Annotated in this window: 17 protein-coding genes and 1 pseudogene; 11 read left to right on the top strand and 7 right to left on the bottom strand. The window is 36.4% G+C overall.

Annotated elements, in window-relative coordinates:
• From F3H01_RS09140 to F3H01_RS01430, 5 genes and pseudogenes are all read right to left on the bottom strand, one after another.
• Positions 1–274, bottom strand: a 274-nt coding sequence (locus F3H01_RS09140; RefSeq protein ID WP_188116334.1) for a hypothetical protein, incomplete at its 3' end; no start/stop codon positions are given.
• 146 nt (positions 275–420) lie between these two features.
• Positions 421–1,049, bottom strand: a pseudogene (locus tag F3H01_RS01445) (NAD(P)H-dependent oxidoreductase).
• A 93-nt stretch (positions 1,050–1,142) separates the two neighbouring features.
• Entirely contained in the window at positions 1,143–2,165 is a 1,023-nt protein-coding gene (gene selD, locus F3H01_RS01440; RefSeq protein WP_410470344.1) for a selenide, water dikinase SelD, read from the bottom strand.
• Positions 2,162–2,761, bottom strand: coding sequence for a sulfurtransferase-like selenium metabolism protein YedF (gene yedF / locus F3H01_RS01435; RefSeq protein WP_103629213.1), 600 nt, complete (start codon positions 2,759–2,761; stop codon positions 2,162–2,164). Before yedF ends, selD begins: the two co-directional genes overlap by 4 nt.
• A 151-nt stretch (positions 2,762–2,912) precedes the next feature.
• Positions 2,913–3,860: a formate dehydrogenase subunit gamma gene (locus F3H01_RS01430; protein ID WP_021090567.1), complete on the bottom strand. Its 948-nt coding sequence runs from the start codon at positions 3,858–3,860 to the stop codon at positions 2,913–2,915.
• Positions 3,861–4,094: 234 nt separating this feature from the next.
• On the opposite strand from F3H01_RS01430, the gene F3H01_RS01425 reads away from it, so the two are divergent.
• Entirely contained in the window at positions 4,095–4,691 is a 597-nt protein-coding gene (locus tag F3H01_RS01425; RefSeq protein WP_021090866.1) for a DJ-1/PfpI family protein, read from the top strand.
• A 72-nt stretch (positions 4,692–4,763) separates the two neighbouring features.
• Here F3H01_RS01425 and nspC read toward each other — a convergent pair whose 3' ends face one another.
• On the bottom strand, positions 4,764–5,903 hold the full coding sequence (gene nspC, locus F3H01_RS01420; RefSeq protein ID WP_149724599.1) for a carboxynorspermidine decarboxylase: 1,140 nt from the start codon (positions 5,901–5,903) through the stop codon (positions 4,764–4,766).
• 83 nt (positions 5,904–5,986) lie between these two features.
• Between nspC and F3H01_RS01415 the strand changes: the two genes are divergently transcribed.
• The 10 genes from F3H01_RS01415 to F3H01_RS01365 all read left to right on the top strand — a co-directional run bounded on the left by F3H01_RS01415 (position 5,987) and on the right by F3H01_RS01365 (position 14,071).
• Complete coding sequence (locus F3H01_RS01415) at positions 5,987–6,208, top strand: MoaD/ThiS family protein (RefSeq protein WP_103649525.1); 222 nt, start codon at positions 5,987–5,989, stop codon at positions 6,206–6,208.
• Between the two features lies 1 nt (position 6,209).
• Entirely contained in the window at positions 6,210–6,644 is a 435-nt protein-coding gene (locus F3H01_RS01410; protein WP_103649603.1) for a molybdopterin synthase catalytic subunit, read from the top strand.
• 12 nt (positions 6,645–6,656) lie between these two features.
• The gene (locus tag F3H01_RS01405) at positions 6,657–7,118 is read left to right on the top strand and encodes a molybdate transport repressor (RefSeq protein WP_103649526.1); all 462 of its coding nucleotides are present in this window, start codon (positions 6,657–6,659) and stop codon (positions 7,116–7,118) included.
• A 209-nt stretch (positions 7,119–7,327) separates the two neighbouring features.
• Positions 7,328–9,175: a TonB-dependent receptor domain-containing protein gene (locus tag F3H01_RS01400; RefSeq protein ID WP_149724598.1), complete on the top strand. Its 1,848-nt coding sequence runs from the start codon at positions 7,328–7,330 to the stop codon at positions 9,173–9,175.
• 11 nt (positions 9,176–9,186) lie between these two features.
• Positions 9,187–10,152, top strand: coding sequence for an ABC transporter substrate-binding protein (locus tag F3H01_RS01395; RefSeq protein ID WP_149724597.1), 966 nt, complete (start codon positions 9,187–9,189; stop codon positions 10,150–10,152).
• On the top strand, positions 10,149–10,946 hold the full coding sequence (locus F3H01_RS01390; RefSeq protein ID WP_054196111.1) for an ABC transporter permease: 798 nt from the start codon (positions 10,149–10,151) through the stop codon (positions 10,944–10,946). The genes F3H01_RS01395 and F3H01_RS01390 overlap by 4 nt, the downstream gene beginning before the upstream one ends.
• Positions 10,946–11,635 carry an ABC transporter ATP-binding protein gene (locus tag F3H01_RS01385; RefSeq protein WP_149724596.1) on the top strand — a complete coding sequence of 230 codons (690 nt, stop codon included), beginning with the start codon at positions 10,946–10,948 and terminating at the stop codon, positions 11,633–11,635. The genes F3H01_RS01390 and F3H01_RS01385 overlap by 1 nt, the downstream gene beginning before the upstream one ends.
• Entirely contained in the window at positions 11,628–12,734 is a 1,107-nt protein-coding gene (locus F3H01_RS01380; RefSeq protein ID WP_149724623.1) for an NnrS family protein, read from the top strand. Before F3H01_RS01385 ends, F3H01_RS01380 begins: the two co-directional genes overlap by 8 nt.
• Positions 12,735–12,845: 111 nt before the next feature.
• Positions 12,846–13,391, top strand: a complete 546-nt coding sequence (locus tag F3H01_RS01375; protein WP_149724595.1) for a hypothetical protein — start codon at positions 12,846–12,848, stop codon at positions 13,389–13,391.
• 359 nt (positions 13,392–13,750) lie between these two features.
• Positions 13,751–14,071, top strand: a complete 321-nt coding sequence (locus F3H01_RS01365) for an AAA family ATPase (protein WP_149724594.1) — start codon at positions 13,751–13,753, stop codon at positions 14,069–14,071.
• Between the two features lie 139 nt (positions 14,072–14,210).
• On the opposite strand, the gene F3H01_RS09340 is transcribed toward F3H01_RS01365, so the two are convergent.
• A partial coding sequence (locus tag F3H01_RS09340; RefSeq protein WP_223155316.1) for a hypothetical protein occupies positions 14,211–14,413 on the bottom strand: 203 nt, incomplete at its 5' end.

Genomic DNA, 14,413 nt, shown 5'->3' with positions numbered 1-14,413 from the left:
GATCGTTTTTTGTTGAATTTTTATCAAATAGCATATCACTAAGGCCTGCTTCAACCATTTTTGATTTTAAAAATAGATCGTTTTTTATTATAAAAAAGCTATTTGAGATTGATGATTTTATATTCGAATTAGTTGAGCTAAGATCATATTTTATATCGTTCGTACCGGCACAAACTACAAATAATGCTAAAAATATAAATGAGAGTAGAAGTAAAATAGCCTTTGTATAAAACATTTTTACTATTTGAAGGCTGGTTTTTTGTTTCTCAAGCACGATAGACACCTCGTTAGTTTAGGTTTTGGCTCTGATTTTATCCCATTTTTACTTGATTTGGGTTTATAAAGGTAAGTATTTATTTAGAATTTATTGATTTATTTAAAATTGAGCCAAAAATTTATTTAAAATTTGGCTCAAATATCTTAATAAACCCAAGTAACGATATCAGAAATTTCTCTGCGAAGTTTTTTTGGTTGTGGATTTAGGCGGTAGCCAAATGGTACCATGATAGCCACTCTTTGAAAGCTCTCATCAAGCCCCAAAAGTTCATTTAAAGCATGTCTATCAAAGCCTTCTATTGGGCAACTATCAATGCCCAAACTTGCAGCTGCATTCATCATATTTGTGGCAATTATCATGCACTGCTCATGTGACCACTGAAATGTTAGCTCATCATCATTTTTAAAATTTGCTAGCAAAAAGTCATGATAAAATTTTTGCCTTGCAGCAATAGCTTCAGGATCTTTATTGGTATTTCTAGCGATCATTTTATTAACGTATGCGCTTCCAAATTTTACCTCTTTGATCTTAGCTAAAACGACAACTAAATGTGAGCAAGATGTAATTTGCGCTTGATTCCATGAAAGAGCTTTTATTTTTTCTCTAAGCTCTTTATTTTGAACGACTAAGATATCCCACTGCTCAAGGCCAGTTGAACTAGGGCTTAACCTGCCAGCTTCTAGTATAAAATCAAACTCTCCAGCACCGATTTTTTGCTTTCGTCAAAAACCTTGCAAGCATGACGAAATTTTAAAATTTCAAGATAGTTCATCATCTCTCCTTTATAGTTTTTAAAATTATAGAATGGTTAAGTAAATTAAAAGATTTCTCTAACGCAATGAGATAGCATGCTATTTTTAAAAATTTATCTTAAAAATATACCAAACTCACTCTTTGATACCGCAGAACCAACAATAGCTGAGCTTTCATAACCTACTTCTTTTAAGCGTTTTACTGCGAGCATCGCGTCCTTTTCACCAACTGCAAGCAAAAGTCCGCCTGAAGTTTGTGCGTCAAATAGCAAAATGTCAGCTTCTTTGTCTATAAAATGCTTTGCAAATTCGCGGTTTTTATAGCTTCCCTCTGGAATGATGCCCATATCGGCAAATTCCTTTGCGCTTGCAATGATTGGCACATTTTTTTCATAAATTTCAAAACTGATCTTTTCATTTAGCATTTCGCTTAAATGTCCCAAAAAGCCAAATCCAGTCACATCAGTAGCGCCGTAAACTTTAATACCATCAAGTGCTTTTAATGCATAAAAATTTAGCTGTGCCATGATAGTTGCAGCCTCTTTTATCTGCTCCATGCTTAATAAATCAGCCTTTATTGCTGTGCTTAAAATGCCGCTTCCAAGGGGCTTTGTAAGTATCAAAACATTGCCATTTATGGCTGTATTATTTGCCCAAAATTTATCAGGATGCACCCTTCCAGTAACGCTAAGCCCATAATACATCTGCTGTGTCTCGATCGTATGTCCGCCAACGATTATACCGCCACACTCTTTTACTTTATCGGCTCCACCTTGTAAAATTTCGCCTAAAATTTCAGGTGCCAAGTTGCAGCTATCAAAGCCTACGATATTTAGAGCATTTATCACCTCACCACCCATTGCAAAGACGTCGCTTAGGCTATTTGCAGCAGCGATTTGACCGTAGATAAATGGATCATTTACCACAGGCGTTATAAAGTCAAGCGTTTGAACAAGTGCAAGATCACTTGAAATTTTAAAGACACTCGCATCCTCGTTAGAATTGGTGCTTGAGAGCAGATTTGGATGAGATAAATTTAAACTACTAATCGTTTTGTTTAGACCCGACGGGTCAAGCTTAGCAGCTCAACCAGCGGCTCTAACGAACTGCGTAAGCTTTTTGTCGTGGTAGATCATAATTTGATTTGCTCGTGAGTTGAGAGTATGTCGATGATCTCATAAGCATTTGAAATTTCGCCAATCGCAAGATCACTTACTAGCTTATAAGCCTCCAAGCAGCTTCCGCAGCTTAAAATTTTAACACCAGCAGCTTCAAGATCTTTAAGCGGCTTAAAGCTTGGGTGTGAGCGGTTTGTAGTCATCTTTACAGCGTTATTTACGCAGATTATTATCTTTGGTTTTTTCTCAACTTGAAGAAATGCTCCTAAGAATTTTGATAGTAAATTTATTCCCACTTCGCCACTTCCCGCGCGCTCTTCATTCAGATAGAGTACTTTATTATTTTTTGGTGTTATGTCGCAAACAAACTCATCAAAATTTGTAAGCTCAAGCGCATTTTTGCCTTTTGTAGCTAAAATTTTAGTCTCGTTGCCATTGCTTTCTAGGCTAAATTCTATATTTTGATTTTTTAAAAATCTTGAAATATTTTCTTTTGGGGCTAGTGCATTTACCAAAATTTCTAAGCTTTCACCTTCGCTTAAACTATCAAGTGCATTTTTTGTCATTATGACTGGTTTTGGACACTCTAAATTTCTACAATCAATTGTTGTCATGATTTTTCCTTTTGTGATTAGTATTTCAAACCTTGAAACTAGTTTGGATTATAGCCAAAAAAATATTAATTATTTTAAAAATTTTAATGTATAAATTTGAGATAAAAGAGAGCTTTGACCTCGCTTACTAGCAAGGTCAAAGTAAAGTTAATTATTTTAAATTTGTATAAGACTTTTCATAATCAGATACTGGAATTTTATTCTCTCTAACGAGCTCTTGGTACCAGTAGTGATGAAGAACATAAACTTCTTCTTCCTCTTTATATCCAGTAATCATCGACCAAATAGCACCATGAATAGCAATAGCTGCCATATAAATATGAACTAAGAAAAATACTGCACATGCGATGCCAAGACAATTATGAATAATTACGCTGTATCTTAAAAGATCGATTTGTGTAAGACCAAACCAAGAAGCAACCGCTGGCTCTTTGAAGTCCGTAAAATACATAATCGCGCCAGTAATTATCATAACGATACCACCAGGGATAGCGATCCAGTACCATGCTTTTTGACCAGCATTAAATTTACCAGCTGGAACAGGTCTCTTTTTCTTTGATAAATAGCCACCAACTATCATCATCCATCTGATATCATAAATTGCTGGAAGCATTCTCTTTGTCCAGGTAAATAACATAGGAAGCACAGAAACAGCAAAGATCACAGTTGCCGTATCGTGCAAGTATCTACAGAAACGCACAAATGTTCCACCACCAAGCTCTGCACCCCACATAATGATGATACCAGTTGGCACTAAAATGATCCATGAGATCGCTGCCAAACCATGAGCTATACGTATGATCAATGAAAAGGCAAATACCTTTTTACCATCATGACTAAAATGTTTTGGTCCAATGATTAAAAAGTGTAATGCAAATGCTCCAATAACAGCCAAAATGATAGAAAGTGCTGCTATTGCAAAATAATCATTACCTTGGATAAAAGTAAATATCGGTCCCAAACCTTGTTCGTATGGCTTGATATTTTCTATCCTTTCAGCCGCCCAAATGGCACTATTATATTGATTGACGCCAGTTGGTCCTTGAGTTGCCATTGCTGTTACAAATAATGTAAAAAGCAGAGTAAGAATTCTCGTCATTGTAGTCCTTTATGAGTTTGAGCTTAAACAATTTAAGTATTGGTTAAATACGTTAAATCGCATAGCTACGCTATTTTGGTCGCTATTATATCAGAGCTAATCACAAGCAAACCTTAGCAAAAAAGATTACTAAAAATTTTATAAAAAACATTTAAGTTTTGTTAATTTTTAGAGTTTTTTGATCTGAAAATTTAGCTAAAATAAATCCAAATTTTAGTTAAAAAGGATCGCACTATGCATCTTTTTTGCCTTATATTTGATGAGTACGAGACGCTTGATCTCATGGGGCCAGTGGAGTTTTTAGCAAGGGTGCCTGAAATGAAGATAAACTACGTCTCGTTTGATGGCGGGATGAAAAGAAGCAAGCAAGGCTTTTTTATAAAGACCAAAAAGCTTAGTAAGATACCAAAAAAGAGCGTTTTGCTACTCCCTGGAGGTCAGGGCACGAGGGCACTTGTAGATGATAGTGAGTTTATCTCAAGACTTAAAGAGTGCGTTTTGGCATCTCAAATTTGCCTAAGCGTATGCACGGGTTCTGCTCTCATCGCTCGCACTGGAGAGCTTGACGGACTAAAGGCTACCTCAAATAAAAGATCGCTTGAGTGGGTAAAAAGTTGCGGCGAAGCTGTAAAGTGGCAAGAGCGCGCTAGGTGGGTGAAGGCAGGTAAATTTTACACAGCCTCAGGCGTGGCTGCTGGCATGGATATGGCGCTTGGCTTTATTAGTGATCATTTTGGCAAGGAGCTAGCCCAAAAGATCGCAAACGAGACCGAATACAACTGGCAAAAAAACTCAAAGATAGATAAATTTGCCAAATTTTATGGATACTGATTCTGTAAAAATTTTATAGACATAAATACAAATGAGCTTTTAGCTGCCAAAAGCTAGCCAAAACACCAGTGATTAGTTTCTGCGTTTATACTCTTCATATCCGAATTCGCGGATCATTTTAACTTCGCCATTTTCTTTTAAAAGCACTAAATCAGGCAGTTTTATGCCATTAAATGTCGTGTTTTTCACGATGGTGTAGTGAATCTGATCTTCAAAGATGACGCGATCATCAATTTTTAGCTCACTATCAAATTTATACTCCGCATCGCCCGCTTCAAGCCCCACTATATCGCCAGCCAGGCAGGTATTACCGCCAAATCTATAAGCAAATTTACCATTTTTACTCTCACCTCTAACGGCTGGACGGTAAGGCATGAGCACGGTATCAGGCATGTGCGCCTCGGCCGAGGTGTCAAGGATAGCGATATCTTTTTCGTTATGCACGATGTCAAGCACGCTGCTTATCAAAAAGCCAGTCTGCCAGCCAACCGCCTCACCAGGCTCCAGATAGACCTCTACGCCGTACTTCTCGCGGAAGCGCCTAACTATCTTTATAAGCAGCTCCACGTCGTAATCAGCCCTCGTGATGTGATGTCCTCCGCCCATATTTATCCATTTCATCTTTGGGATAAACTCGCCAAATTTCTCCTCAAACGCCTCTAGCACGGTCTGCAAGCTACTCGCACTCTCCTCGCAAAGCGCGTGAAAATGAAGCCCCGTGATGCCATCAAGAAGCTCAGGCTTAAAATTTGCCCTTGTAATGCCAAGTCTGCTAAATTTACCGCATGGATTGTAGCTGTCAGTTGGGGCTAGCGAGACCTCTGGATTTACGCGAAGGCCGCAGATTATGCCGTTTTGCAGGGCAATACCCTTGAATTTTTGCCACTGCGCAAAAGAGTTAAATATAATGTGCTTTGAAATTTTTAAAATTTCATCAAAATCCTCCTCCTTAAAGGCTGGACTATAAGTATGAATCTCGCCTTTTACGTATTCGTTTGCAAATTTAGCCTCATGAAGCCCACTGCAAGTCGCACCATCAAGATAAGAGCCCACCATATCCATCACTCCGCTAAATGCAAAGCCCTTAAGTGCTACTAAAATTTTGGCTCCGCTTTGTTTTTTGACATATTTTAAAAGCTCCAAATTTTTACGTACTTTTGCCTCTTCGCAGACGTAGGCTGGGGTTTTTATTTTCTTTAAAATTTCGTTCATTTTCTTTCTCTTTTGTAAATTTTCAAATAAGTATATCTAAATTTATTTTTAAGTAAAATCACCAAAAATTTAAAGGATAAAATGTGGTAGAGATCGAATTTCTTGGGCCTATCGGAGTAGAGAATTTAAAGGTAGAGGCTAAAAATTTAGGCGAGGTAAAAGCGGCTTTAAGCCAGAAAGAAGAGCTTAAAAAATGGCTAAATATCTGTGCGGTTGCCGTAAATGACGAGATCGTAAGCGATATAAATTTTGCTCTAAAAGAAGGCGATAAAATTTCTATCTTGCCGCCAGTTTGTGGGGGTTAAGATGCAAATTTATAACGGATGCTTGGATGTTCAAAGCATCACAAACGAGTGGTATGATGCATTTAAGGATAAAAACTGCGGTGCACTCATCACTTTTGTTGGAATCGTAAGAGAAGAAGGTGGCATTTCAGCACTTAGCTTTGATATCTATGAGCCAATACTTAAAAAATGGCTAGATGCTTGGGAAGAGCGAGCCAAAAAAGAAAATGCCTACGTGCTCTTTGCTCACTCAAAAGGCGACGTGGCGGTGCATGCGAGCTCTTATGTAGCAGGCATTGTGAGCCCTCAAAGAAAGGTCGCGCTAAGACTCATAAACGAATTTGTCGAGGACTTTAAGGCAAATGCACCGATCTGGAAATACGACGTGATAAATGGCGAGAGAATTTATGCAAAAGAGCGTAGCCAGGCGATAAATGGTGCTGGAATTTTAGCTTAATAAGGAGATATGGTGATAACAAAAGAGAGTAAAAAAGATCTATTTTTAACATTGGCGTTTGGCGTTGGACTATTTATATTTAGCATTTTTGGCTACTTTTATTTAGCTCTTGGCACACCATCTCTTCTTGGTATCATTGTTGGTGCTCTTTCGGCATTTTTTTGTATTAGAAAAATTTTACAAAACAACTTTTTGCGTATTAATGATGATGGATTTATCATCACAAAAGGATCAAAAAGCATCAAATTTTACTTTAAAGATATTGATGAGATAGCCATTAGGAGCTTTGGCGATAAGAAAAAAGTGGAAACTTTAAGCGTAAAATTTAGAAAAAATCGTCTTGATAGAGATGCTTGCTTTGGTCTTGCTCAGCCTATTGGTGATGACATGATCATTATTTTTGATAAATACGAACTTTCAAAATTTACCATCTCAAAAGAGCTAAGAGATAGACTTAGTAAATTTAAAGCATAGCTTGTTCATACCCTATTTTACTACTTAAAACTTTATATTTTTTGGCAGCCCTGTAAAAAGTAAATAATTTAATATTCCTCCATTTTATATGGTTTCTAAAAATTAAAATTTTAATTTTTAAAATAATGATTTATATCAACTCTTATAAATAAATTTAGTATTAGAATTATGATAAAAAAAATCATAATTATATTTTAAAAGGAGTTTTTATGAGGCCCATTTTAAGCCTGGCAGTTTTTTCATCGCTGCTTTTAGCAAATGAAGCAAATTTAGACATTATAAAGCCTATTAGAGAATTTGCACCGCCACCAGTCATCACGCCAAACATTGCGCAAAGTGCCTTTGTGGAAAATCAATTTGACCGCACTCAAAGAAGCGAATATCCATTTGTTACAAATTTGCTTGACAACTCAGCGGATATGTTTCATATCTCAGCTGGAATGTATGGCAAAAGCTTTTACAACTCATCGCTTTTTAAATATCGCGGCGCAAATTTTTATACCATTTTAAATGCAAATTTCACCAAAGCAAATAATTATAAAGATGGAAGTGGCAAAAGATGGGACTATGGTTACAATAGGCAAGGCCAAAGCGCTATCTTAGGTTTCGTGCCAAATGATCTTAGCGAGCTTAGGCTTACGTTTTTAAGGGATAATATTGATAAAGATAAGCAGCCGGAGCACGAGATGGACGCTTTTAAAACGACAAGAAAAGTCGGCAAGCTAAATATTCGCTTGGGCGAAGAAGATCTATCAAACACACTAAATCTTGAGCTTGCTGTAAAAAAGGTTGAGCGAAAAGCTGACAACTTTCATCTAAGGGATGCTACTCCAAATGTGAAAGTGGATTTAAAAAGGAATATATTTGAAGCAAATTTAAAGTATGACGCTGACTTTGCAAGCTTTCACAATCAAATAGGCACTGGCTTTGAAAAAGATAAACATGACGGCAAAAGATACATGAAGCAAGGCAATAACTGGGTCTTTAACGGATACAGATTTGCTGATGTTAGAAATGATAAATTTATGCTCTTTGATACACTTGCTTATAAATTTAATGAAGCAAATGAAGCCTCGCTTGCCTTAAAATATGAAGAGCAAAGAAGTAAGCTTAATGGGCTTGATACTAAATATTTTGCACCAAATCCAATTAGCACCACTCGCGGACTGCTTCGTCAAATTTATGGTGAGGATGTAAGTGATAAGATCAAAAAAGACGCTTTTAGTGCAAGCCTAAAATATAAATTTACACCAAATGACAAGGATAGCTACTTTGCAAAACTTGAGAGCTTATCTCGCTTGCCAAGCAATATGGAGCGTTTCAATGCACTTTATGGTCCAGACGATAAAGGCTGGATAGCAAATCCAAATTTAGAGCCAGAAAGACACAATAGAGCGGTTCTTGGCTTTAAATTTGGCAGCCAGTTTTACAAAGAATACCTAAACTCTTTACAAAACAAAGATGCATTTAGCTTTGGAGGACATTTCATCGCTGATAGCGTTAAAAATTTAATCATTTTTGATAGACGCCACTCAAAAGCTGCGACGCCACTAAATAAAAATGCTGTCATCTCAAGAAACGTTGATGCAACGCTTTATAGTGTAAATTTCAATACAGAATATAGCTTTGCAAGGCACTTTGGCTTAAAAAGCTCACTTTACTACAACTACGGACAAAATAAAACCGATGGCAGACCGCTTTATCAAATAAGGCCTTTTGAGGCAAATTTTGCATTTGACTACAAAGACTATGCAAGTTTTGGCAGCTATAATCTTGGCACTGCGCTAAGGCTAGTTTCAAAGCAAACTAGAGGTGATTTTAGCAAGCAAAATGGCTTAGGCATCGATAAAAAAGAGGCGGCAAAAGGATTTGGCTTGCTTGATCTTTATGGCGGCGTAGAGTTTAAAAATAAAGTTGGCATAAGATTTGGCGTAGCAAATTTATTTGACAAAGATTATGCAGAATTTATCAGTGGCGATCACGTGGCAGCCCTTGATCCAGTAGTCGTTCATGCTCCTGGCAGGACATTTTTCATTAGCTTTCACAGCAGTTTTTAAAGGAGAAAAAGATGTTAAATAGAAGAAAATTTTTAGGACTTAGCACAGCTTTAGGCGTTAGCGCATTTGCACCAAATTTATTTGCAAAAGAGAGCTTTACTATGTGGGGCGCACCAGCAATCCCAAGCGTTATCATGGCAGTTGCTGCGCTGCAAGGCGAGTTAAATAAAAATTATGATGTAAGCCTAAATATCTGGAAAACACCAGACCAGCTTCGTGCAGGCGTGGCTAGTGGAGATATCAAAGTCACGATGTCGCCATCAAATGTCGCTGCAAATTTAAGAAACCAAGGGCTTGATTTTGCGATGTTAAATTTGCTGACTCTTGGCGTTATGAACGCTATGGTCAAGGATGAAAAGATCAAAAATTTAGAAGATTTTTTAGGCAAAAAGCTTATCATGCCATTTCGAGGTGATATGCCTGATCTTGTCCTAAGAGCGCTTTGCAAGAAGAGAGGCATAGATGTTAGCAAGATAGACATCACCTATACAGCAACGCCGCCTGAGGCTCTGCTTTTATTTTTACAAAAAGATTTTGACATTTTAATAGTTCCACAACCTCTTGGCGAAGCGACTATTTTACGTGGTAAAAAAGCAGGCATTAGCGTGCACTCTTCAGTTGATTTTCCAAAAATTTGGGGTGAGAGCTTTAGCACAAAACCGATAATCCCAATGGCTGGCATTATCGTAGAAAGGGGCTTTTACGAGAAAAACTTAAATCTATTTGATACGCTTCATAGCGATCTTAAAAATGCACTTTCATGGATACTTGAGAACAAACAAAGTGCAGCAAAGATAGGCTCAAGCTACTTGCCAGCTCCAGAAGTAGCACTTGCAAATGCTTTTGACAAGGCAAATCTAACAGTGACAAAAGCAAATGAACTGCAAAATGAGATCATGGCATTTTTTGAAGAAATTTATCAGTTTAATCCAAAATTTCTAGGCGGCAAGATGCCAGATAAAGGTCTATTTTTATGATACTAATCGATGGCATTAAAAAAGATCGCTCAAGCTTTTTAAAAATAATTGACTATTTTTGGGGCGGATTTAGCGGATTTGCCGTAGTTTTTTTGATCTTAGCCATTTGGCAAGTGGGAAGCGAGTTTAGCTCCCCACTCTTGCTTCCGCCACCAAAAGATGTATTTTTAAAAGCCTGTGAAATTTTAAAAGATTACAAAAACAGCGAGATAAACATAACGCTTTGCAGATCACTGATTGGAGTTTGCTCGGCAACATTTTTTGGTATATTTCTAGGGCTAATAGCAGGTAGCTTTAAAAGTTTTGCAGCCTTTTTAAAGCCTGTTATCACCTTGCTTTTGTCAATGCCACCGATTATTTGGATAGTACTTGCTATTTTTTGGTTTGGATTTGGAAATTTTAGCACCGTTTTTACTATCTTTATAACCGTTTTACCGCTTACTTTTGCAAGCTCTGCAGTTGCTATGAGTAGCGTAGATGAGGAGCTAAAAGAGATGTTTGACGCTTATAATCTAGGAATTTTAAAAAAAATAAGACACCTTTACATCCCGCATCTTACGAGCTACATAATAAGCTCTATTAGTGTAGCTGTCGCAATGGGCGTAAAGATAGTCATAATGGCTGAGCTACTAGGTGCAAATAACGGCATGGGAGCAAAGATAGCAAATGCAAGAGCAATGCTTGAAACAACCGAGGTAATGGCGTATGTTCTTTTAAGCATCACTCTTATCATGCTCTTTGAATACCTCATCATCGAGCCACTAAAAATAGCTCTGATGCCTTGGAGAAGATGATGCTTGAGCTTAAAAATGTAGAGTATGAAATTTTAAGAGATAAGGTCGTAAGGAATTTTAGCCTAAATGTAAAAGGTGGCGAGGTAGTGACGCTTTTTGGGCCATCTGGATGTGGCAAGACAACGATACTTCGGCTTATTAGCGGACTAAATGAGCCTAGAAAAGGAAAAATTTTTAATAACTTTAAAAAGACTACATATTTTTTTCAAGAAAATCGCCTGCTAACATGGAAAAATGCTCTTGAAAACGTACTTTTAGTTATGGATAAACCAGATGTTAACGCTGTTTTAGAGCTTTTTAAAAAGGTTGGGTTAAGTCAAAAGGATACTTTAAAATACCCAAGCGAGCTAAGTGGCGGTATGAGGCAAAGGGTAGCTTTCGTAAGAGCGGTTGTAACAAAGCCTGATCTACTTTTGATGGATGAGCCTTTTTCTGGACTTGATTATGATATGAAAGAAATTTTGATTGAGATTATCAGCCAAAGAGTGAGCGAAGGTATGAGCGTAGTTCTCGTCACGCATGATAGAATGGAGGCTGTGAAGACGTCAAATAGAATTTATTTCTTATCAAGTAAAGGCGCAGTCATACAAAGAGAACTTGAAATAGACAAAGATTTCAAAGAGCGCGATTTTACGTTTATTAGCAAGATGATAGATGAAAATTTCAAAGGGCAAATTTATTATGATTAATAACTTTTTTACTCATCCTATGAGGATATTTTTCTTAATGAGTGCCGTCTGTGCGGTGCTTGGTGCTAGTGTGTTTTTTACTCCAACTGATTTTGTGAGCTTGCATAAATTTATATTTTTGCAACTTTTCTTAGCGCTTGCTTATGCTGGATTTTTGCTAACTGGACTAACTGATTGGACAAATTTTCAAGCATCCCTAAAAATACATGCTTATATATTATTTTCACTCTTTTCTATAAGCTTTATATTGGCATTTTTTAGCCTATTTTTAGCACACTGCTTTATCGCTCTTTTTTGGCTTTACTTGGTTTTGCTTTGCCTTTATATGATCTGGCGGGATAAAAACGATGATCAATTTGGCGTACTTGGCTTTTTGTTTGGCGTTTTAGGCTTTGAAATTTATTATCTAATAAGCGGCAATGAAAAATTTCTAAATTTACAAGTTTTTATCCACGTGATCGCTATCTTACTCATCTCATACCGTGTTAGTGTCGTACTTGGAAAAGAAGCGTTAAAAAGAGAAAAAGGCATGGATGAAGCTGTTTTTGTGCCAAATTTTATCTATAAAAATATCGCTATTTGCTGCGTTTGTACTTTTTTGCTTTTAAATATATTTTTTGAGGAAAGCATGGGTGTCTATTATGCTGCGATAGCTTGTGGAAGTGCAGTACTTGCAAAGCTTAAAGAATGGCATTATAAAGAGCTTTTTAGGCATAGTTTTGTGCTTTTATACTATTTTATGCAACTATTTTTAGTGCTTGGATTTTTGGGAATCGGCTTTAGCGGTATTTTTGGGCTCCATCTTGAAACAAATTTTATGCATCTAATAGCGATAAATGCAGTAATTTTTAGCGTAATGCTTATATTTAATGTCGCAGGACTTCGTCACAGTGGCCAGGAGCTTGAGTTTTTACGCCTTAGTAGAATTGCTTTTATTTTAGTTCTTTTAGCTGGCATTAGTAGAGGAATTTTGGCTTATTTTTGGAGTGGCTTTTACATTCATTTACCAGCAACACTCATAGCAATCGCTTTTGTTTTTTGGCTCATAAATTTTTATGTGATCTTTAGGGATAACGATTTTAGCGATGATCCAGAGTAAGAAGATATTAAAAATTTATTCATTAATTAAAAAGAGTTTTTAAGTCTTTTTTGAAGTAAGTAGATATATAATTTGCGATATTTATTATCAATATTATAAAAAGGATTCTTTATGAATAAACTTACTTCTGTTGCTTTAGCAGCTTCATTTTTTGCAGTTTCAGCTCTTGCATTTAGTGTAGAAGGTGAACCAAAGGTAACATTTACTGGTTACAAGCTAGCAAATAAAACAGCCGTACCAGGTACTTTTAAGACGATAAATTTTAAAAGTCAAGAAAATGCAAATTTTGCTGATTTTTTAAAGAGCTTTGAATTTAAGCTTGAGCCAAAAGATATCGATACAAAGCTGCCTGACCGCGATAAAAGGATTGGCATTATTTTCGATGGCAAGGCAGTAGATGGTAAGATCGTAGCAGTAAATGGCGACGATAAGGCCGGAGAAATGGATGTTGAGCTTAGCATAAATGGCAATTCAAAAATTTTTAAAACAAAATATGAAGTGCAAAATGGCAAGCTAGTAGCAAAATTTTCGGTTGATCTTGTAAATGATTTGAAACTAAATGAAAGCTTTGATAAATTTGCCGCTGCTGCCAAACCATTTCATGGTGGAAAGAGCTATCCAGATGTAGATGTTAGCTTTGAAGCAGCGATAAAATAACTTTCAAATTCGGCGCCAGTAAATTAGCTTGCGCCGAAGTTACCTCTTTATCCTAGTTTCTTATTCTGTGATGCCGAAAAATCGAAGATGACGGATTTTTCATACAAAAAGGCGGCAAAAATGCGAAATTTTATTTTAAAGATATCAACGAAATTGGCATCCCCGAGATAGACGCCAAGCGCAAAATTAGTGTTTCAAACATAAAATTTAAAAAAAGGTAGGCTAGCATATGGTCTCATGCAGCCTATCGGCGACGATGACGCCGTGATATACGACAAATACGAGCTATCCAAGCACGAAGTTTTTAAAATTTAAAGCAGAAATTTGAGAAGTGTAATTAAAAATAATGAGGTTTAACAATGAAGATATCTAAAGTGCGTATACAAGAATTTAAACGTTTTAAGGATTTAACTATTGATCTAGGAGATAGCCCAAAGAAAATCATTGCTCTTGTCGGCCCAAATGGTTGTGGTAAAAGTAGTGTATTGGACGCTTTTATCGCATTAGGCCCATCTTTGGGTGCACATATAGGAGCAGATCCATACGGTAGTGTTAAGGATAATTTTTTTAGATCAAATAATAAAAATTTCTATGAACTAATCGATATAGATTTTGTTGTAGATGGTACTGTTTATAAAAAGAATGAACTGCGTAATATAGAAAAATTAAAAATAGTCTAAATAGTCTATTTTCGTTTAGAAGCCCATATAGATATAACAATGATTTAAATATTAAAGAAATTAGAGCGGTCAACCCAATAGAGGAAAATAGATATGGCGCTAGCTATTCCGTTAGTATTGATGAAAAAATAGAAGAAAACTATAGGAGACTGCTTGCATATTTTAATTCATATAGAGATGACAATGATTTAAAACCATCTGAAGCCAGAAAATATGTTGTAGACCAACTAAATAATTCAATTAAAAACTGTTTAGATTTAGAAATAGTTAGTATGGGAGAAGTTGAAGGTGGCAATGGCACTTTATTTTTCAAAAAGTCTGATTCTGATGTAAAATTTTCTT

It is taken from the genome of Campylobacter concisus (assembly GCF_902460875.1).
Classification (GTDB): Bacteria; Campylobacterota; Campylobacteria; order Campylobacterales; family Campylobacteraceae; genus Campylobacter_A; species Campylobacter_A concisus_AA.
Note: the sequence above shows the minus strand (reverse complement) of the source record. Positions and strands in the feature narration are given on the sequence as shown.